At 74.3% G+C, this 17,667-nt stretch carries 15 protein-coding genes and 1 pseudogene; 9 read left to right on the top strand and 7 right to left on the bottom strand.

What is annotated here, in order from left to right; genetic code table 11:
* The first annotated feature begins 10 nt into the window (after nucleotides 1–10).
* Nucleotides 11–1,027 carry an NADP-dependent oxidoreductase gene (locus tag VGH76_RS21605; protein ID WP_331558782.1) on the top strand — a complete coding sequence of 339 codons (1,017 nt, stop codon included), beginning with the start codon at nucleotides 11–13 and terminating at the stop codon, nucleotides 1,025–1,027.
* A 25-nt stretch (nucleotides 1,028–1,052) separates the two neighbouring features.
* On the opposite strand, the gene VGH76_RS21600 is transcribed toward VGH76_RS21605, so the two are convergent.
* The 6 genes and pseudogenes from VGH76_RS21600 to VGH76_RS21575 form a co-directional block, all read right to left on the bottom strand.
* On the bottom strand, nucleotides 1,053–2,726 hold the full coding sequence (locus tag VGH76_RS21600; protein ID WP_331558781.1) for an MFS transporter: 1,674 nt from the start codon (nucleotides 2,724–2,726) through the stop codon (nucleotides 1,053–1,055).
* On the bottom strand, nucleotides 2,723–3,412 hold the full coding sequence (locus tag VGH76_RS21595) for a FadR/GntR family transcriptional regulator (RefSeq protein ID WP_331558780.1): 690 nt from the start codon (nucleotides 3,410–3,412) through the stop codon (nucleotides 2,723–2,725). Before VGH76_RS21595 ends, VGH76_RS21600 begins: the two co-directional genes overlap by 4 nt.
* A 63-nt stretch (nucleotides 3,413–3,475) precedes the next feature.
* Nucleotides 3,476–5,173 carry a hypothetical protein gene (locus VGH76_RS21590; RefSeq protein WP_331558779.1) on the bottom strand — a complete coding sequence of 566 codons (1,698 nt, stop codon included), beginning with the start codon at nucleotides 5,171–5,173 and terminating at the stop codon, nucleotides 3,476–3,478.
* A gap of 299 nt (nucleotides 5,174–5,472) precedes the next feature.
* Nucleotides 5,473–6,330 (bottom strand): MaoC family dehydratase, encoded by an 858-nt coding sequence (locus tag VGH76_RS21585; protein ID WP_331558778.1) that lies wholly within the window; start codon nucleotides 6,328–6,330, stop codon nucleotides 5,473–5,475.
* A 2-nt stretch (nucleotides 6,331–6,332) separates the two neighbouring features.
* Nucleotides 6,333–7,715, bottom strand: a complete 1,383-nt coding sequence (locus VGH76_RS21580; RefSeq protein ID WP_331558777.1) for a 3-oxoacyl-ACP reductase — start codon at nucleotides 7,713–7,715, stop codon at nucleotides 6,333–6,335.
* A gap of 15 nt (nucleotides 7,716–7,730) precedes the next feature.
* Nucleotides 7,731–9,034 (bottom strand): annotated as a pseudogene (locus tag VGH76_RS21575) (acetyl-CoA C-acetyltransferase).
* Between the two features lie 58 nt (nucleotides 9,035–9,092).
* Here VGH76_RS21575 and VGH76_RS21570 point away from each other — a divergent pair.
* The 3 genes from VGH76_RS21570 (at nucleotide 9,093) to VGH76_RS21560 (ending at nucleotide 12,637) form a co-directional block, all read left to right on the top strand.
* The gene (locus VGH76_RS21570) at nucleotides 9,093–9,890 is read left to right on the top strand and encodes a TetR/AcrR family transcriptional regulator (RefSeq protein ID WP_331558776.1); all 798 of its coding nucleotides are present in this window, start codon (nucleotides 9,093–9,095) and stop codon (nucleotides 9,888–9,890) included.
* A 61-nt stretch (nucleotides 9,891–9,951) separates the two neighbouring features.
* Nucleotides 9,952–12,045: an acyl-CoA dehydrogenase gene (locus VGH76_RS21565; protein WP_414637779.1), complete on the top strand. Its 2,094-nt coding sequence runs from the start codon at nucleotides 9,952–9,954 to the stop codon at nucleotides 12,043–12,045.
* 97 nt (nucleotides 12,046–12,142) lie between these two features.
* Complete coding sequence (locus tag VGH76_RS21560) at nucleotides 12,143–12,637, top strand: hypothetical protein (RefSeq protein WP_331558774.1); 495 nt, start codon at nucleotides 12,143–12,145, stop codon at nucleotides 12,635–12,637.
* A 194-nt stretch (nucleotides 12,638–12,831) separates the two neighbouring features.
* On the opposite strand, the gene VGH76_RS21555 is transcribed toward VGH76_RS21560, so the two are convergent.
* Nucleotides 12,832–13,419 (bottom strand): phosphodiester glycosidase family protein, encoded by a 588-nt coding sequence (locus VGH76_RS21555; RefSeq protein WP_331558773.1) that lies wholly within the window; start codon nucleotides 13,417–13,419, stop codon nucleotides 12,832–12,834.
* Between the two features lie 188 nt (nucleotides 13,420–13,607).
* On the opposite strand from VGH76_RS21555, the gene VGH76_RS21550 reads away from it, so the two are divergent.
* From VGH76_RS21550 to pcaC, 5 genes are all read left to right on the top strand, one after another.
* Nucleotides 13,608–14,669, top strand: a complete 1,062-nt coding sequence (locus tag VGH76_RS21550) for a TerC/Alx family metal homeostasis membrane protein (RefSeq protein ID WP_331558772.1) — start codon at nucleotides 13,608–13,610, stop codon at nucleotides 14,667–14,669.
* Entirely contained in the window at nucleotides 14,635–15,129 is a 495-nt protein-coding gene (locus VGH76_RS21545) for a DUF309 domain-containing protein (protein WP_331558771.1), read from the top strand. The genes VGH76_RS21550 and VGH76_RS21545 overlap by 35 nt, the downstream gene beginning before the upstream one ends.
* 150 nt (nucleotides 15,130–15,279) lie before the next feature.
* Nucleotides 15,280–15,819 carry a type 1 glutamine amidotransferase domain-containing protein gene (locus VGH76_RS21540; protein ID WP_331558770.1) on the top strand — a complete coding sequence of 180 codons (540 nt, stop codon included), beginning with the start codon at nucleotides 15,280–15,282 and terminating at the stop codon, nucleotides 15,817–15,819.
* Nucleotides 15,820–15,862: 43 nt separating this feature from the next.
* Nucleotides 15,863–17,227 carry a lyase family protein gene (locus VGH76_RS21535; RefSeq protein WP_331558769.1) on the top strand — a complete coding sequence of 455 codons (1,365 nt, stop codon included), beginning with the start codon at nucleotides 15,863–15,865 and terminating at the stop codon, nucleotides 17,225–17,227.
* Nucleotides 17,224–17,619 carry a 4-carboxymuconolactone decarboxylase gene (gene pcaC / locus VGH76_RS21530; protein ID WP_331558768.1) on the top strand — a complete coding sequence of 132 codons (396 nt, stop codon included), beginning with the start codon at nucleotides 17,224–17,226 and terminating at the stop codon, nucleotides 17,617–17,619. Before VGH76_RS21535 ends, pcaC begins: the two co-directional genes overlap by 4 nt.
* Nucleotides 17,620–17,667: the final 48 nt, after the last annotated feature.

Genomic DNA, 17,667 nt, shown 5'->3' with positions numbered 1-17,667 from the left:
TCCTGCCGTCATGACGACCGCCCACGAGGTCCACCTCGTCCGCCGCCCCCACGGCTTCCCCGACACCGACGACTTCGCCCTCGTCGAGCGCGAGCTGCCCGCGCCCGGAGCCGGCGAGGTCGTCGTCGCCAACCGCGCCTTCTCCGTCGACCCCTACATGCGGGGACGGATGAACGACGTGCCGTCGTACGTCCCGCCGTTCCGACTGAACGAGGTCATGGACGGCCGGTCGGTCGGCGAGGTGACCGCGGTGGGCGACGACGTGACCGAGGTCGCCGTCGGGGACCTGGTGCTGGGCAACCTCGCCTGGCGCGATTACGGGATCTCGAAGGCGAAGCACCTGCAGAAGGTCCCCGACGTCGACGGGGTGGACCCGAGGGCCTACCTCGGCGTGCTCGGCGCGCCCGGGCTCACCGCCTGGGTGGGGCTGCTGGACAAGGCGTCGTTCCGGCCCGGGGACGCCGTGTTCGTCTCCGGTGCGGCGGGTGCGGTCGGCAGCCTCGTCGGGCAGATCGCGAAGCAGAAGGGCGCCTCGCTGGTCGTCGGCAGCGCCGGCAGCGCGGAGAAGGTCGCCTGGCTGACCGACGAGCTCGGCTACGACGCGGCGTTCAACTACAAGGACGCGCCGGTGGGCGAGCAGCTGGCGAAGGCGATGCCCGACGGCCTGGACGTCTACTTCGACAACGTCGGGTCCGAGCACCTCGAGGCCGCGATCGACGTCGCGAACGACCACGCCCGCATCGCCGCGTGCGGCGCGATCGCGCACTACAACGACACCGACGAGCATCCCACCCCCGGCCCCCGGAACCTCTTCAAGATCGTCAAGAAGCGGCTGTCGATCCAGGGCTTCATCGTCACCGACTCCCTGGACCGGTTCCCGGCGTTCCTCGAGGAGGTGACGCCCTGGGTGGCGCAGGGGCGGGTGCGCTTCGCGGAGACCGTCGTCGAGGGCGTGGACCACGCGGTCGAGGCGTTCCAGGGCCTGCTGCGCGGGGAGAACACCGGGAAGATGCTCGTGACGCCCTGACCACCTGGTGCTTAGGGCCCGTGGTTCAACGCAGCACGCCGATAGGGGGGGCCGGGCGCGGCTCCAGCTCGACGTCCACGCGACCCGGGGCGGCCCGGCGGGCGTCGGGGACGTGCTCCGGGGCGGCGCACACCAGCAGGCACGGGGCCGGCGGGACGACGAGCTCGTACCCGCCGGACCCGTCGGTGCGGGCCGCGCCGAGCTGCCGGCCGCCGTCGTCGACCAGGGTGACGGTCGCCCCGGGGAGCGGCGTGCCCCCCGCGGTGCGGATGACGCCGGCGACGGTGCGTCGCACCCCGTGGGTGAGCGGCGCCGTTCTCGCCTTGGACGCCAGCATCGTGCCGTTGCTGCCGTCGGGAGCGGGGCCGCCGTCGTGGGTGAGCGGCGCCGTCCTCGCGTTGGACGCCAGCATCGTGCCGTTGCTGCCATCGGTGGCCAGCCCATCGGTGGCCAGCCCATCGGTGGCCAGCCCATCGGTGGCCGGCCCGTCGGTGGCCGACCCGTCGGGAGCGGGCCCCGTTCCCGCGACGTGCCGGTCCCGGGCCGCCCCGGCCCCCGCGACGGCGAGCGGCACCAGCAGCACGAGCAGGGTGACGACCGGGGCGGTCCAGCTGCCGGTGGCGTCGTGGATCGCGCCGAGCGCCAGTGGCCCGGCGGCGGCGAGCACGTACCCCACGCCCTGCGCCATGCCCGACAGCTCGGAGGTGTGCGCGGCGTCGGGGGAGCGCAGCGTGATCAGGGTGAGGCCGAGGCTGATCCCCACGCCCTGCCCGAGCCCGATGAGCACCATCCACAGCGGCGCCAGAGCGCCCGGCGCCAGGAGCAGCCCGAGGTAGCCGACCACCCAGAGCGCGATCAGCAGCACGACGAGGTGGTGCTGGGTGCGGCTGCGCGCCGCGAGCACCGGGGTGACCGCCGAGGTCACCAGCGAGGACACCCCGGCCAGCGAGAGCAGCAGCCCGGCCGCGGTGGGGGTCCGGCCGCCGTCGACGAAGATCGTCGGGGCCCACGCGGTGAGCGCGTAGAACTGCAGCGACTGCAGGCCCATGACCAGGGTGACCTGCCAGGCCAGCGGGCTGCGCCACAACCCCCGTACCGGAGCGGCGGGGACGGTGGGAGGCGCGGCCGCGGCCCGACGCCGGGCACGGATCACCCACGGCACCCAGAGCACGATCCCGAGCGCCACGAGCACCGCCCACAACGCCAGCGACGGGCGCCACCCCAGCCCAGTCGCGTGCTCGACCGGCACCATCACCGCGGCCGCCAGCGCCCCGCCGCCCGAGATCATCGTCGAGTACGCGCCGGTCATCACGCCGGTGCGGTGAGGGAAGTCGCGCTTGACCACGACGGGCATCAGCGTGTTGCCGATCGCGATCGCGATCCCGGCGAGCACGCTGCCGGCGAGCAGCGCCGCCAGCGTCGGGACGAGCCGCACGAGGATGCCCGCCGTCAGGACGAGCAGCGCCGCGAGCAGCGTCGTCTCGAGCCCGATCCGGCGCGACAGCCGCCCGGCGAACGGCGCGAGCAGGCCGAAGCAGAGCACCGGGAGCGTCGTCAGGAGTCCCCCGACGGCGCCGCCGAGGTCCAGGTCGTCCCGGATCTGCGAGAGCAGCGGGGACACCGCGACGACGGCCGGGCGCAGGTTGAGGGCGATCAGCAGGACCGCGACGACGAGGGCGGCGGTCCTCGCGCGGCTCACGTCGGCTGATCCAGCAGGGCGAGCAGCTCGTCGAGCAGGGCGTCCGACGCGTGCCCGGCGGCCTCGGCGTCCCCGGCGCGGATCGCTTCGACGAGGTCGGTGTGCACGTGGAACAGCGGCGAGCCCACCGCGTGCTGCTCGTCCACGGTGAGCGCGATCGTGGCGGCCAGGGCGTCGCCGAGGTGGTCGAGCAGGTCGGTCAGCACGGGGTTGTGGGCGGCGGCGGTGAGGAGGCGGTGGAAGGCGAGGTCGCCGCGGACGAACCCGTCGCGGTCGTCGGCGGCGGCCAGCTCGTGCTGGCGTGCGAGGGCCGCGGTGAGCCGCCCGAGGTCGTCGTCGGTGCGATGGCGGGCGGCGAGGCGCGCGGACTCCCGCTCCAGGCCCCGCCGGACCTCGAGGACGTGCCGGGCGTCGGCACGCCGGACGTACCGGTCCAGCACCGCGCCGAGGCCGCTGGCGGCGCGCACCCACGTCCCGTCGCCCTGGCGGACCTCGAGCATCCCGGTGTGCGCGAGCGCCCGCACCGCCTCGCGCACCGAGTTGCGCCCGACGCCGAGGGCCGCGACGAGCTCGGGCTCCGGCGGGATCCGGGTCCCGACGGGCCACTCGCCGGAGACGACCATCGTCTCCATCTGGGAGATGACGTCGCCGATGACGCTCGCGCGCCGCGAACTCTGCAGGGGCACCGAGACATCCTGACATCCCATCTCTGGCGACGGCCAGCGCTCGGGGTGTCCGCACGGTCACGCTCAGGGGTGGCGCTTGTCGCCCGAGCCCTGGTGCTTGCCGACGTGGTGCTGGGAGGTCGCCGGGGTGCTCCCGGCGCCGGTGGCGTCGCCGACCGAGCGCAGGTCGAACGAGACGAAGTCCCGGCTCGAGGTCTGCAGGTAGTGCTGGGCGCCGACCTGCTCGTCGGGGAAGAGCTGGAACGCGTCCGGGCGCGGCTGACCGGTGGGGTGGAAGTAGGCGCCCGAGACCCAGGCGGGGTTGATGTCAAGCTCCATCCCGCGCACCGCGCCCGCCGAGCGGAGGATCTCCCCGAGGGTGCACACCGACAGCGCCGGGCCGCCGACGTAGATCTCCGCACCGCTCGCGGTGACCCCGAACGCGCTCCGGTTGATGTAGGCGGCCTGCCCGACCGTCGAGCCCCACTCCGCGGTCCCGCCGGTGGCGCACGTCGGGTTCACGACGCCGTGGTCGACGAGCGGCACGAGGTTCTGCCGGACCCCCACGACGTCGGGCGACATCCCGACCTCGCTGCCCCACGCGCCGACGTCGGCCTTCCCGTCGCGGTGGAGCACCAGGCTCGCCGCACCGGGCAGGAGCGGCCGGGCCTCGCGCCCGTCGAGGTACCAGCCACCGTGGCTGTCGCCCTGCATCCGGAAGCCCGCGGAGAAGGCGGTGACGACGGTGCGCTGCTCGGTGCTGTCGACCGAGGTGGGGACCGGCCAGTCCCCGCCCGGGTCCTCCGTGCCGGGGTGCAGCACGCCGCGCACGAGGACCGGGTCCATCCAGAGCACCCCGACCAGGAACGAGGTGTGCGCGGCGTCGGGGCGCACCGTCGTCAGGCGGACCGCGTCACCGTGGGGGGTGGACACCACGGTCTGCCACTGGCCCTCGCCGGGCAGCGGCGCGACTCCCGGGGGCGCCGGCAGGGGCGGCGGCGCGGGGCTGCCGCCGGGCCGGTCGACGACGGCGCCGGACGGGTGCGGGATCCCGCCGGCGGGGGCGCCGCCGGTCGCGGGCTGGTCCAGGTCGTACTGGCGGGCCTCCGCCCACGTCACGAGCGACCCGAGCCCGTGGTCGCGGCCCCACTCCGCGAGCCGGGCCGGCACGGTGTCCGAGCCTGGACGGGTCAGGGCGTGGAGGAGGGACGGCGCCGCGACGAGCACGAGGAGGAGGACGACGACGGCGAGCGCGGCCAGGGCCCGTCGTACCCCGCGGTGGCGGGGAAGCAGGTGGCGGCGGGGCTTCGTCGGGACCGGGATCGCGGTGGTGTCGTCCTCGGCCGCGTCCGGCGGGGTCTCGAGGACCGCGGCGACCGGGATGGTGCCCGCGGCCCCATCGTCGGGGGCCTGCTGGTCCCCGCCGGCGTCGGGGTCCGCGTCGTCGGCGGCGTCCGGGGCTGCCTCGGCCGGGGCGACGGGGACCGTGCCCGCGCCCAACGCGTCGTCGTCCTCGTCGTCATCGGAGCCGCCGCTGTCCGGTTCGGTGTCCTCGGTGTCCTCGGCCTCGGAGCTCTCCTCGCTGGGCTCGGCGTCGTGGTGGCCGGAGTCGGTCGTGGCCTCGGCGTCCACGTGCGCGGGAGTCCCCACGACGGCGGTGGCGACCGTGGGCCCGTCCAGGGCGTCCTGATCCGCGGCCGAGTAGTCGTCGTCGGGGACGTCGACGCGGTCGGTCGGTCCGGTGTCCGGGAACGCCAGCGCGGACGAGGGATGGGGGGCCACGACACCTCATCGTCCACGCGACCTGCGGCGTGACGGTGAAGGCCCCGTCCCGGGATCATCGAGCCCGCCACCGGGTGGCTCGCAATCGGCCCGGTTCGTCCCGGTCGTGCCCGAAGGTCCGACCTGCGCCGCCCGGCGGCGGCCCGCACGCCGTTGACCGAAGGGCCCCTTCGGTCGAATAGACGAGCCACGGGCGCCCCTCGCCGGAACCGCGATCCATCCCCACGAACGAGCGAAGGGCCCCCTCGGTCGATCTACTCGACCGAAGGGGCCCTTCGCTCAGACACCGGACCGAGCCGCTACGTCGTCGGCCGGATCGTCAGCAGCAGGTGGTCCTTGCCCTTGCTCGAGCGCAGTGCGGCGTCCCACCCGTCCTTCACCGCCGCCGTGTAGAGCAGCGCCGTCGACGGCGTGCGCAGCGGCGCCCGGAAGACGGCGTCGACCGTCGACGCGGGCCCGTAGCGCCCCGACAGCGCGGCGAGGACCCGCGCCTTCGACCACATGCCGTGCGCGATCGTGCCCGGCATCCCGAACGCCTTCGCGGCGAGCCCGTTGATGTGGATCGGGTTCACGTCGCCCGACACCGCCGCGTACCGCCGGCCGATGTCGCCCGGCACCTTCCACACCGCGTGCGGCCGGTCCCCGACGGCGGGTGCGGGCTCCGGCGGGGCCGGCTCGGACGCGTCGTCGGCCTGGGCGCCGCGGACGAAGTACGTCGAGCGCGAGTGCCAGGTCTGCTCGCCGTCGGTGGTGTCGACCGTCGCGACCAGGTCGACCTGGGCGCCCTTGGGGTGCGAGACGAGCCGCTCGGCGTGCACCTGCAGCGTCAGCGGCTCACCGACCTCGAGGGCACGCCGCTGGGTGATGACGTTGCGCAGGTGCACCATGCCCGGCGCGGGCAGCGGGAACTCGCGGTCGGTCATCAGCCGCATCTGCAGCGGGAACGCCAGCATGTGCGGGTAGGTCAGCGGCACGTCGCCCCCCACATGGAACCCGCAGACGTGCGCGTAGTCCGCCACGGCGTCCGCGCTGATCGTGGTGCCGGCGAGCTCCAGCGTGCGGTCGGGCAGCGCGTGCCCGCCCGAGCGCGCGGTGAGCAGCGCCCGCCCGTACAGCACCCCCAGCGTGGGGGGCGCGTCCAGCGTCTCGGTCCCCATCGTCAGGCCCCCAGGAAGTTCTGGCCGTCGACCCGCAGCACCTGGCCGTTGACCGCGTAGGAGGCGCCCTGCGCGAAGTACGCGATCGTCTCCGCGACGTCCACCGGCAGCCCGCCCTGGGTCAGCGACGAGAGCCGGCGGCCGGCCTCGCGGGTGCCGACGGGCATCGCCGCGGTCATGTCGGTCTCGATGAACCCGGGCGCGACCGCGTTGATCGTCGCGTCCTTGCCCGCCAGCAGCGGGGCCGTCGCGTCGACGAGCCCGATGACGCCCGCCTTCGACGAGGCGTACGAGGTCTGCCCGCGGTTGCCCGCGATCCCGGCCATGGACGACACGGTGACGATGCGCCCGCCGCGGTGGAGGCCGGTGTCGTCGGGGGAGTCGATGAGCACGTCGTTGATCGCCAGCTGGGCGTTCAGGTTGACGTCGATCACCGAGTTCCAGCGGTCGGTGTCCTGGTTGGCGAGCAGCTTGTCGCGGGTGATGCCCGCGTTGTGCACGACGATGTCGATCCCGCCGTGGCGCTGCGCATGCGACAGGATCGCCTCGCCCGCGCCGTCGGAGGTGATGTCGAGCTGCAGGGCCGTGCCCCCGACGTCGTTGGCGGTGCGCGCCAGCGCGTCGCCGGAGGCGGGGATGTCGACGCACACCACGGTGGCGCCGTCGCGGGCCAGGGTCTTCGCGACGGTGCGCCCGATGCCGCGGGCCGCGCCGGTGACGACGGCGACCTTGCCGGCGATCGGGTGGTCCCAGTCGGTGCCCGCCGACGAGCCGGCGTAGCCCGGCACCGTGCCGACGTCGAGCCGCTGGCCGTCGACGAAGGCCGACCGCGAGGACAGGAAGAACCGCAGCGTCGACTCGAGGTCGTTCTCGGCGCCGTCGGCGACGTGGATCAGGTTGACCGTGGCGCCGTAGCGGGCCTCCTTGGCCGCGGAGCGCACGAGGCCCTCCAGCGCGCGCCGCGCGGCCCGCACGGCCGGGCGGTCGGCCTCGGCCGGGACGTCGCCGATCACAAGAACGCGGCCAGAGGCGCCCGTCCGCTTCATCACCGGGGTGAGGAACCCCTGGACGGCCGCGAGGTCGGACGGGCTCGAGAGCCCGGTGGCGTCGACGACCGCCGCGGCGACCTTGGAGGTCGACGAGCCGCCGCCGATCGGGGCGTGCGGGTCGTCGTGGACCTCGACGCCGGCCTCGACGAGGACGGCGCGGACGGCCTTGGCCACGCGGCCGTTCGCGGTGGCGGTGCCGAGCAGTGCGGCGCCGGACAGCAGCGGCTGGCCCGGCTCCCAGCGCCGCAGCACCGGGACCGGGGGAAGGCCGAGGTTGCCGGCGATCGCCTTGCCGACGCCGGAGTTGACGAAGTCGGAGTACCAGTCGTGGGACATCGCTGCCGCTCCTTCTCAGGCCTCGAGGATGGCGACGACGCCCTGGCCGCCGGCCGCGCAGATGCTGATGAGACCCCGGGTGGGTCGACCCTCCGGGCTGCTGTTCTCCTTGAGGATCTTGGCGAGGGTGGGGACGATCCGGGCGCCGGTCGCGGCGAACGGGTGGCCCGCCGCGAGCGAGGAGCCGTGGACGTTGAGCTTGCCGCGGTCGATCGAGCCGAGCGGCGCGTCGAGCCCGAGGCGCTCCTTGCAGAACTGCGGGCTCTCCCACGCCGCGAGCGTCGCGAGGACCGTGGAGGCGAAGGCCTCGTGGATCTCGTAGAAGTCGAAGTCCTGCAGCGTGAGGCCGTTGCGCTCGAGCATCCGCGGTACCGCGTAGGCCGGGGCCATCAGCAGGCCCTCGTCGCCGTGCACGTAGTCCACGGCGGCGGTCTCGGCGTCGACGATGTGCGCGAGCACCGGCAGCCTCCGTTCGGCGGCCCACTCGTCGCTGGCCAGCAGCACGGTTGCGGCGCCGTCGGTCAGCGGCGTGGAGTTGCCCGCCGTCATCGTCGCCTCGGCCTTTCGGCCCCGGCGGGGAAGAAGACCGGCTTGAGCTTGCCGAGCTTCTCGACGCTGGAGTCGGCGCGCAGGTTGTTGTCCTTGGTGAGCCCGAGGTAGGGCGTCATCAGGTCGTCGAAGAACCCGGCGTCGTAGGCCTTGGCGAGGTTCTGGTGCGAGAGCGCGGTGAGCTCGTCCTGCGCGGTGCGGGAGATGGCCCAGTGCGCGGCGGTGATCGCCGCGTGCTCGCCCATCGACATCCCGGTGCCCGGCTCCCGGTTGGCCGGGATCTCGGGAACGATCTGGCCGGGGCGCAGCCCGGCCAGGGCCTTGACGACGCCGGCGGTCGACTTCGCGCGGTTGGCCGCGAGCAGGACCTCGCGCAGGTCCTCGTTGACCGCGATCGGCGCGTCGCTCGTGGTGTCGACGCCCCCCGCGATCCCGGACTCGGCCTGACCGAGGGCGATCTTGTTGGCGATGAGGACCGCGGCCTCGAGCCCGGTGCCGCACGCCTGCTGGACGTCGTAGGTGGGCGTCCACGGTGAGAGGCGGCTCGCGAGCACCGCCTCGCGGGTCAGGTTGAAGTCGCGGCTGTGCTTGAGCACGGCGCCGGCGACGACCTCCCCGACCCGCTCGTCGGCGAGCCCGAAGCGGGCGACGAGCCCGTCGAGCGCCGCGGTGAGCATGTCCTTGTTCGAGGCGCGCGCGTAGGCGCCGTTGGAGCGGGCGAACGGGATACGGTTGGCACCGACGACCGCCGCGCGACGGGGGCTGGCCACTGGGTCCTCCAGGGGTGCTGGGCTTCGTTACTCGAAAGTAGCAGGTACCGTGGGTGCCGTGAGTCGTCGTTCGCAACGTCACGAGGACGAGGGACGGAGCCGCCGCGATGAGTCCCGTCGCGGCCGTCCGGGCCCGTCGTCGGGCGACGCCGCGGCCGACGTCCCGCCGGACGACGGCGCCGGAGCGGCTGATCCGGACAGTGCCCCGCCGCCTCGCCGGGACAAACGTTCCAGCCGCTGGGACGAGCACCGGGCCGCACGGCGCCAGGAACTCACCCTGGCGACCATCGTCGCGATCCGCACGCACGGCCCCGACGTCGGGATGAGCCAGGTCGCGGCGCAGGCGCGCACCTCGAAGACGGTGGTCTACCGGCACTTCGCGGACAAGTTCGACCTCTACCAGGCGGTCTGCGAGCGCGTGGGCGCGGTGATCGTCGGGCAGGTCCAGGAGGCGATGCGCGAGGCCGGCCCGCCCCAGGAGACGCTGCTCTCCGGGGTGGACGCCTACCTCACGCTCATCGAGGCCGACCCCGACATCTACCGCTACGTCATGCGCCCGCCGGCCTCCGAGCGGTCGTCGTCGGCCGGGGGCCCGAACGACTTCGTCGGGGACCTCACGTCGTTCATCGGCGACTTCGTCGGCGATGTCATCTCCACCGAGCTCCGCCGGCAGAACCGGGACGCGACGCCCGCGACCACGTGGGGGCACGCGCTGGTCGGGATGGTGCGCTCCGTGGGCGACCACTGGCTGACCGTCCGGCCGGAGGTCCCGCGCGAGACGATCGCGGCCGAGATCGCCGACCTCGCCTGGCAGGGGATCTCCCGCACCGTGAACCAGGCGGCCGCCTCGGCGTGATCGCGACCACCGCATCGGGGCGGTGACCAGCGGCGTAGGGAATCTACTCGCGGGTAACCTGATGTCGACGGCGGTCGCCCGGCCGCCGCTCGTCCCTCCTGGGAGGTCGGAGACCGTGACCGCCAGTACTCCTCTCGACCCCGAGTCGGTCACTTCCGCCAGCGTCGTGGCCGTGCGCCGGGCGCTCGACGGCCGCTGGTCGAGCCTGCGCGACGAGATCCGCGCCCGCGACGACTTCGCGCAGCTGCGCGTCGAGCCGGGCACCGACAGCGAGACCCACCGCGCCCGCGTGTGGGAGATGCTCGGGACGCTCGCCGCCGACGGCCACGCCCTGCACGGCTTCCCCACCTCGGTCGGCGGGCACGGCGACATCGGCGGCTCCGTCGTCTCGTTCGAGATGCTCGCCTTCGCCGACCTCTCGCTGCAGGTCAAGAGCGGGGTGCAGTGGGGGCTCTTCGGCGGCGCGATCCAGGCCCTCGGCAACCCCGCGCAGCACGCGCGCTACCTGCCGGGCGTCATGGACCTCAGCCTGCCCGGCTGCTTCGGGATGACCGAGACCGGCCACGGCTCGGACGTCCAGTCGGTGCACACGACGGCGACCTACGACCCGCGCACCGGCGAGTTCGTCGTCGACACCCCGACCGAGTCGGCCCGCAAGGACTACATCGGCAACGCCGCGCGCGACGGGCGGATGGCCGTGGTGTTCGTGCAGCTGTACACGGCGCCGGAGGGCGAGGAGCCGCAGCGCCACGGGGTGCACGCGGTGCTCGTCCCGCTGCGCGACGAGGCCGGGAACGTCCTGCCCGGCGTCGAGATCACCGACGACGGGCACAAGGAGGGTCTCAACGGCGTCGACAACGGGCGTCTCGCGTTCCGCGGGGTGCGAGTGCCGCGCGAGAACCTCCTCGACCGCTACGGCACCGTCACCCCGGACGGGACGTACTCGAGCTCGATCGAGAGCGAGAACCGGCGCTTCTTCACGATGCTCGGCGCGCTCGTCCGGGGCCGGATCAGCGTCTCCGGCTCCGCGGTCGGCGCCGCGATGCTCGCCCTGACGATCGCGATCCGCTACGGCGAGGCCCGTCGCCAGTTCGCCGCACCCGGCGGCGGCGGCGAGATCACGATCCTCGACTACCTCGCGCACCAGCGGAAGCTGCTGCCGCTGCTCGCGCGGACCTACGCGCTGCGGTTCGCCCAGAACGAGCTCGTGGAGATGCTCCACGACGTCCAGACCGCCCGCGAGGCCGGCGAGGACGTGCCCGAGAAGCGCCAGCGCGAGCTCGAGTCGCGCGCCGCGGGCATCAAGGCGCTCTCGACCTGGAACGCCACCGAGGCCATCCAGGTCTGCCGGGAGGCGTGCGGGGGGCAGGGCTTCCTGTCCGAGAACCGGCTCGGGTCGCTGCGCACCGACACCGACGTGTTCACCACCTTCGAGGGCGACAACACCGTCCTGCTGCAGCTGGTGGCCAAGGGGCTGATCTCCGGGTACGCCGACGACTTCGGCAACCTCGACACGTTCGGGACCATCCGCTTCGTCGCCGACCAGGTGCTCGACACGGTCGCCGAGCGCACCTCGCTGCACTCCCTCGCCGAGCGCCTGCGCGGTGCCGCCGCGGGCGGCGACGACGACGAGGTCCTCGACTCCTCCTGGCAGATCAAGCTGCTCGACGACCGCGAGGAGCACACGCTCGACTCACTGGTCCGCCGGCTGCGCCCGGCGCGCGGGAAGGGCGTGAGTGCCGCCCGGGCCTTCGAGATCTTCAACAACGCGCAGGACCACCTGCTGCGGGCCGCCCGCAGTCACCTCGACGGCCTCGTCCTCGACGCCTTCAACCGCGCGTGCGAGGCCCAGACCGACCCGACGGCCAAGCACCTCATGCGCCAGGTGTGCGACCTCTACGCCCTCTCGGTGATCGAGGCCGACAAGGGCTGGTTCCTCGAGCACGGCCGCATGTTCGCCGCGCGCTCCAAGGCCGTGACGGCCGAGGTCAACCGGCTCTGCCTGGGGCTGCGGCCCCACGCGCGGGCGCTCATCGACGCCTTCGGCATCCCGGAGCCCTGGATCGGCGCGCCCATCGCCACCGGCGACGAGCAACGGCGGCAGGACGAGGCGGACGCACACGCTCATGCCGACGCCGGTGCGCAACAGGTCTGATCGGGTAGCACCCGTGTGAACGGGGTCCGCCCGGGTACAGGGTGGACACGGCACCGGTCCCGCCGCCCCGGTGCGCCGCACGAGGAAGGACCACGACGTGACGAGCGATCCCGCCGGGCAGTGGAACAGCAACGCGTCGGTGATGCCGCCACCACCGAAGAACGGTGCGGCCGTCTGGTCACTGGTGCTCGGGATACTCGCCCTGCTCTTCTGCTGGCTCTCCGCGCTCGGCGTCCTCATCGGGACCGGCGGCGTCATCGGGTTCGGGCTGATCCCGATCATCGTGGCCGTGCTCGCGATCGTGCTCGGGATCGCCGGGATCCGCCGGGCGTCCCGGCAGGGTGCCTCGCGGCGGGGTGTGGCCATCGTGGGCCTGATCATCGGGATCGTCGCGCTCATCGCGGCCGTGCTCATCACGATCGGCTCGTCGCTGGCGCTGGTGGTCATCCCCGGCGGACTCGGCGGCACCATCGCGCAGGCCCAGCAGTGCGTCCGCCAGCAGGTCGCGAGCGGATCGACGCTCGACCAGGCCAGGCAGGTCTGTGCGCAGCAGGCGGGGCAGCAGGTCCAGAAGCAGGTCGGCGGGGGCTGAGCTCGCCCCCCGGACGACAACACGCCCCGCACCTCGGGTGAGGTGGGGGCGGCACGCAGCGCCGCGGAGCTGCCGCGCCGGAGGCCGGGCACAGCCCGTCGTACGTGTCAGGGTGTCCGGACCGAGCGATGAGCCGCCTCGCGGCGCGTGGCACACCAGGGCTTCAGCCGAACGATCGTCCCTGGCGGCTCTTATCAATGAGACCCGGGGGCACATGGCGCCCGGTCCGGACGCCCGATACAACCATGCCCCCCACCCCCGTGTTCCAGCGGCTGTGACATTTCGGCCATCCGCTCGCGCGCCGGGACCACGCCGACGCCGTCGCGCACACGGCGCAGCGGCGTGTCCGAGGGGGTGTTGGCGACGGCGAGCGTCCCGCCCCCGGGCCGGCGCACCATCTGGGTGGACCCGCCGCCGTCGAGCCCGACCGCCTGCGGGTAGCCGAGGTCGACCACGAGGCGCCCGAGCAGGGCGAGGGTGAGCCCGACGCTGGCCTGCGCCCGCCCGTCGACGGCGATCATGGCGAGGGTGCGGCCGTCGGCGGAGAGGCCCACCGCGGTGCGCGGGGCCCGCTCGGTGTCCTGCAGGCCGGGCCAGGGCGCCCCGCCGCGGGCGAGCGGCAGCGCGCCGAGTGCCGTGCGCAGCGGCGGCGTCCCCGCGGCGCGCAGCTCCCAGTGGGGCGGCGACGACGAGCACGGCGGCCAGTGCCGCGATCCCGCCCGCGAGGGGGCGCACGACCCGGATCGCCACCCGCGCCCCTCCCGGTCGACAGCGCGGTGCACGGTTCCCGGTCGCACATCGCGGAGGTGCGCGCGGCGCGCGGGCGGGGACGGTTCCCCTCCCAAGGGGTGACGTGGCCGACCTCACGAGGTAAAGGGAACTCAAAGTCCTCGCCGCTCGTCATCAGGGGGAGCGACCACGACGGGGAGCGGCGAGGAGGCAGCGTGGACGGCCTGGACGGAGTGGCGGCGTGACGGTCCCGTTGTGGGTGTGGGCGGCCACGATCGGCGGGATCGCCGTGCTGGTCGCCGTCGACGTCTGGCACGCGCGGTCGCCCCACGAGGTGAGCTTCCGCGAGGCGACGCTGTGGTCGGTGATCTACGTCGTCGTCGCGCTGGTGTTCGGCGCCGGGGTCTGGTTCTTCATGGGGCCGCAGTCCGGCATCGAGTACTACTCGGGCTGGCTGGTCGAGAAGAGCCTCTCGGTCGACAACCTCTTCATCTTCGCGGTGATCCTCGGCCAGTTCGCGGTGCCGAAGCGCCACCAGCAGAAGGTGCTGCTCTGGGGCGTGGTCGGCGCGCTGGTCATGCGCGCGGTCTTCATCGTGGTCGGCGCCGCGGTGATCTCGGCGTTCGCCTTCGTGTTCGTGGTCTTCGGGCTGTTCCTGCTCTACACCGCCTACGGGCTCGTCCGCTCGCACGGCCAGGAACCGAAGGACATGAGCGACAACGTCGCGGTGCGCCTGACCCGCCCGCTCGTCACCGTCCACGAGGAGGACACCGCCGAGGGCGACCCGCACGACGGGCAACTGACCCGCCGGATCGGCGGCCGCTTCGGGGTCACGCCGCTGTTCATCGCGGTCGCGGTCATCCTCTCGGTGGACCTGGTCTTCGCCCTGGACTCGATCCCGGCGATCTTCGGGATCACGCAGAACTCCTACCTGGTGTTCACCGCGAACGCGCTCGCCCTGCTCGGGCTGCGCGCCCTGTACTTCCTGCTCGTGGGGCTGCTCGACCGGCTGGTGCACCTGAGCTACGGGCTCGCGTTCATCCTCGTCTTCATCGGCGTCAAGCTGATCCTGCTCTACCTGCACGAGGACGTCTCGGCGGCGATCCCGGCGATCCCGACCTGGCTCTCGCTGACGGTCATCGTCGTCACGCTCGCCGTCGTCACCGTCACGAGCCTGGTGTCCACACGGGGCGGGAAGAACAGCCACGCCACAGCTCCCGACTCGGCTCCCGACGACTCGGCGGCGCCGCCCGTGTCAGGCTCGGAGCATGACGGCACCGGGAGCCCGACGCGTCGACCGTGACCGCGACCCCACGGGACGGGCGCGCAACGCCCGCCCGCGCGACTCGTCCGGACGCCCCCTCCCGTCCGGGGAGGCGGGCGTCGAGCGGGTCGACGAGGACGTCGTGCTGGCGCCGCAGGAGGCGCTCGCCGAGGCGCAGCGGCTGCTCGACGGCGGCTACCCCTTCCACGCCCACGAGGTGCTCGAGGGGGCCTGGAAGTCGGGCCGCGACGACGAGCGCCCGTTCTGGCAGGGCCTCGCGCAGCTGGCGGTGGGGCTCACCCACGAACAGCGCGGCAACCGCCGCGGGGCGGTCTCCCTGCTGCGTCGGGGCGCGGACAACGTCGCCGACGGGTCCGCGGCGGGCGCCCGACACGGCGTGGATGCGGCGCGGCTCTCGGCGTGGGGTCGGAGCCGGGCGGACGTGCTCGAGTCGGGCGGGGAGCTGGGCGAGGGCGGGGCGCCGGTGCTGCGCGGGTGAGGTGACGGGCGCTGTCGGCTCGGCGTCGTCGCTGCCACCCGACGTCACGACGAGCCCGTCCTGACCGGGGCTGCGGGCCGTTTCGGTGCCGCGCGGACCCGGGCATCCGGCCGGGTCTTCGAACCCGGCCCTCACAGGAGGCCCTCCGCCATGGCGAACGAACTCGCGGGCAAGCGCGTCGCGATCCTCGCGGCGAGCGGCGTCGAGCAGGTCGAGCTGACCCAGCCGCGTCAGACCGCCGACGACGCGGGCGCCACCACCACGCTCATCTCGGTCGACACCGGCGAGATCCAGGCGATGAACAGCGACATCAACAAGGCCGACACCTTCACGGTGGACGCCGCCATCGCCGACGTCTCCGCCGACGACTTCGACGCGCTCATCCTCCCCGGCGGCACCTGCAACCCGGACACGCTGCGCCAGAACGGCGACGTCGTCTCGTTCGTGCAGGCCATGGTCGGGGCCGGCAAGCCCGTCGCCGCCATCTGCCACGCGCCGTGGACGCTCGTGGAGGCCGACGTGGTGCGCGGCAAGCGGCTCACGTCGTTCCCGAGCCTGCGCACCGACATCCGCAACGCCGGCGGCACCGTCGTCGACGAGGAGGTCGTCGTCGACCAGGGCCTGATCACCAGCCGCAACCCGAACGACCTCGACGCGTTCTGCTCGACCCTCGTCAAGGAGTTCGCCTGAGTCTCCTCGGCGGCCCGGGCACCGCGCGCGGCATGATGCGCCGGTGACCCCGGGCCTCTTCGACGAGATCCTCGCCCGCGGCGGGGCTCGGGACGCCGTTGCCGACGGCGCCTGGCTCGCCGCGATGCTCGACGTCGAGGGCGCCCTCGCCCACGCCACCGCGGAGGCGGGGGGCCTCGACGCCGCCGCGGCCGACGCGATCGACGCGGCGTGTCGGCCCGAGCGCTTCGACGTCGCCGCGCTCGCCGCCGACGCCGCGGCCGCCGGCAACCCGGTCGTGCCGCTGGTGGCGGCGCTGCGGCAGGCCGTGCGCGCCGACGCGGGTGACGAGGCCGCCGCGGCGGTGCACCGCGGCGCGACCAGCCAGGACGTCGTCGACACCGCGGGCGTGCTCGTGGCCGGCCGCGCCCTCGCGGTGATCGCCACCGACCTCGCCGACGCCGCCGACGCCGCGGCCGCGCTCGCCCGCACCCACCGCGACCGCGCCGCCGCGGGCCGCACCCTGCTGCAGCAGGCCGCCCCGGTCACCGTCGGGCTGCGGGCCGCCGGGTGGGCCAGCGGGCTCGACGACGCGTCACGGGCGCTGGAGGGGTGGCGTCCGGCCGTGCAGCTGGGCGGGGCGGTCGGGACGCTGGCCGCCTTCGCGGGCCGCGGGGCGGCGGTGCGGGCGGCGCTCGCCCGGCGGCTGGACCTCGCCGAGCCCGTGCTGGCGTGGCACACCGAGCGCGGACGGGTCGCGGAGCTGGCCGGTCTCCTCGGGCGGGCCGGCGCGGCGATCGGATCGGTGGCGACCGACCTGGTGCTGCTGGCCCAGACCGAGGTCGGCGAGACCCGCGAGGACGTGCCGGGACGCGGCGGCTCGTCGACGCTGCCGCACAAGCGCAACCCCGTCGCCGCGATCTCCGCGCGCGCCGCGGCGATCACCGTGCCGGGCCTGGTCGCCGCGCTCCTCACCGCGGCCTCCGGCCACGAGTACGAACGCGCCGCCGGGTCGTGGCACGCCGAGTGGCGGCCCACCGCGGAGCTGCTCCGCACGGTCGGCTCCGGCGCGGCCTGGCTCGCCGACGCGCTCGGCCACCTCGCGCTCGACCCGGCCCGGGTCGCGGCCTCCCTCGAGGTCACCGGAGGGCTGCTCCTCGCGGAGCACGTCACGACGGCGCTGCGGGGCCGCGTCGACGACCCGAAGGGCCTCGTCACCGCCGTCGCGTCGCGCAGCCTCGACGAGGACCGGCCGTTCGCCGACGTCCTCGTCGAGGCCCTGTCGGGTACCGACGTCACCCGGGCCGAGGTCGACGCCGCCCTCGACCCCGCGGCCCACGTCGGCGAGTCGGTGGAGCTCGTCGACGCCTTCCTGGCCGCCCGGGACGCCACCCGCCGCCCCGCCCGCCGCCCCGAGGAGCACCTGTGACCGACACCCCGGAACTCGACCCGGCCGGCCTCGCCACCCGGCGAGAGGTCCTCGGCGACGAGCACGTCGACCGGGCGCTGGGGGCGATCGACGACACCACCGCCGACTTCCAGGCCTTCATCACCCGCTACGCGTGGGACGGCATCTGGAACCGGCCGGGCCTCGACCGGCGCCAGCGCAGCATCGTCACCCTCTCGGTGCTGGCGGCCCTGCACCACGACGGGGAGCTCGCGATGCACGTCCGGGCGGCACTGCGCAACGGCCTGACCCGCGAGGAGATTCGCGAGGTGCTCCTGCAGGTCGGGGTGTACGCGGGTGTGCCGGCGGCCAACCGTGCCTTCGGGGTGGCGCAGCGGGTGCTCGCGGAGATCGACGGGGACACCCCGGACTGAGGTCCGTGCGACGCACCCCGTGGCGGCGCGCGGCTCCGTCCGTCCGCG

This window comes from Actinomycetospora sp. (genome assembly GCF_036497585.1).
Classification (GTDB): domain Bacteria; phylum Actinomycetota; class Actinomycetes; order Mycobacteriales; family Pseudonocardiaceae; genus Actinomycetospora.
This window is presented reverse-complemented; position numbering and strand designations above follow the sequence as displayed.

What these genes read in the sequence shown, in the direction of transcription:
- VGH76_RS21540 (WP_331558770.1), top strand. Translation starts at nt 15,280, where the DNA reads ATGGCGAACGAACTCGCGGGCAAGCGCGTCGCGATCCTCGCGGCGAGC.
- VGH76_RS21565 (WP_414637779.1), top strand. Translation starts at nt 9,952, where the DNA reads ATGTCGACGGCGGTCGCCCGGCCGCCGCTCGTCCCTCCTGGGAGGTCG.
- VGH76_RS21605 (WP_331558782.1), top strand. Translation starts at nt 11, where the DNA reads ATGACGACCGCCCACGAGGTCCACCTCGTCCGCCGCCCCCACGGCTTC.
- VGH76_RS21580 (WP_331558777.1), bottom strand. Translation starts at nt 7,715, where the DNA reads ATGTCCCACGACTGGTACTCCGACTTCGTCAACTCCGGCGTCGGCAAG.
- VGH76_RS21545 (WP_331558771.1), top strand. Translation starts at nt 14,635, where the DNA reads ATGACGGCACCGGGAGCCCGACGCGTCGACCGTGACCGCGACCCCACG.
- VGH76_RS21585 (WP_331558778.1), bottom strand. Translation starts at nt 6,330, where the DNA reads ATGGGGACCGAGACGCTGGACGCGCCCCCCACGCTGGGGGTGCTGTAC.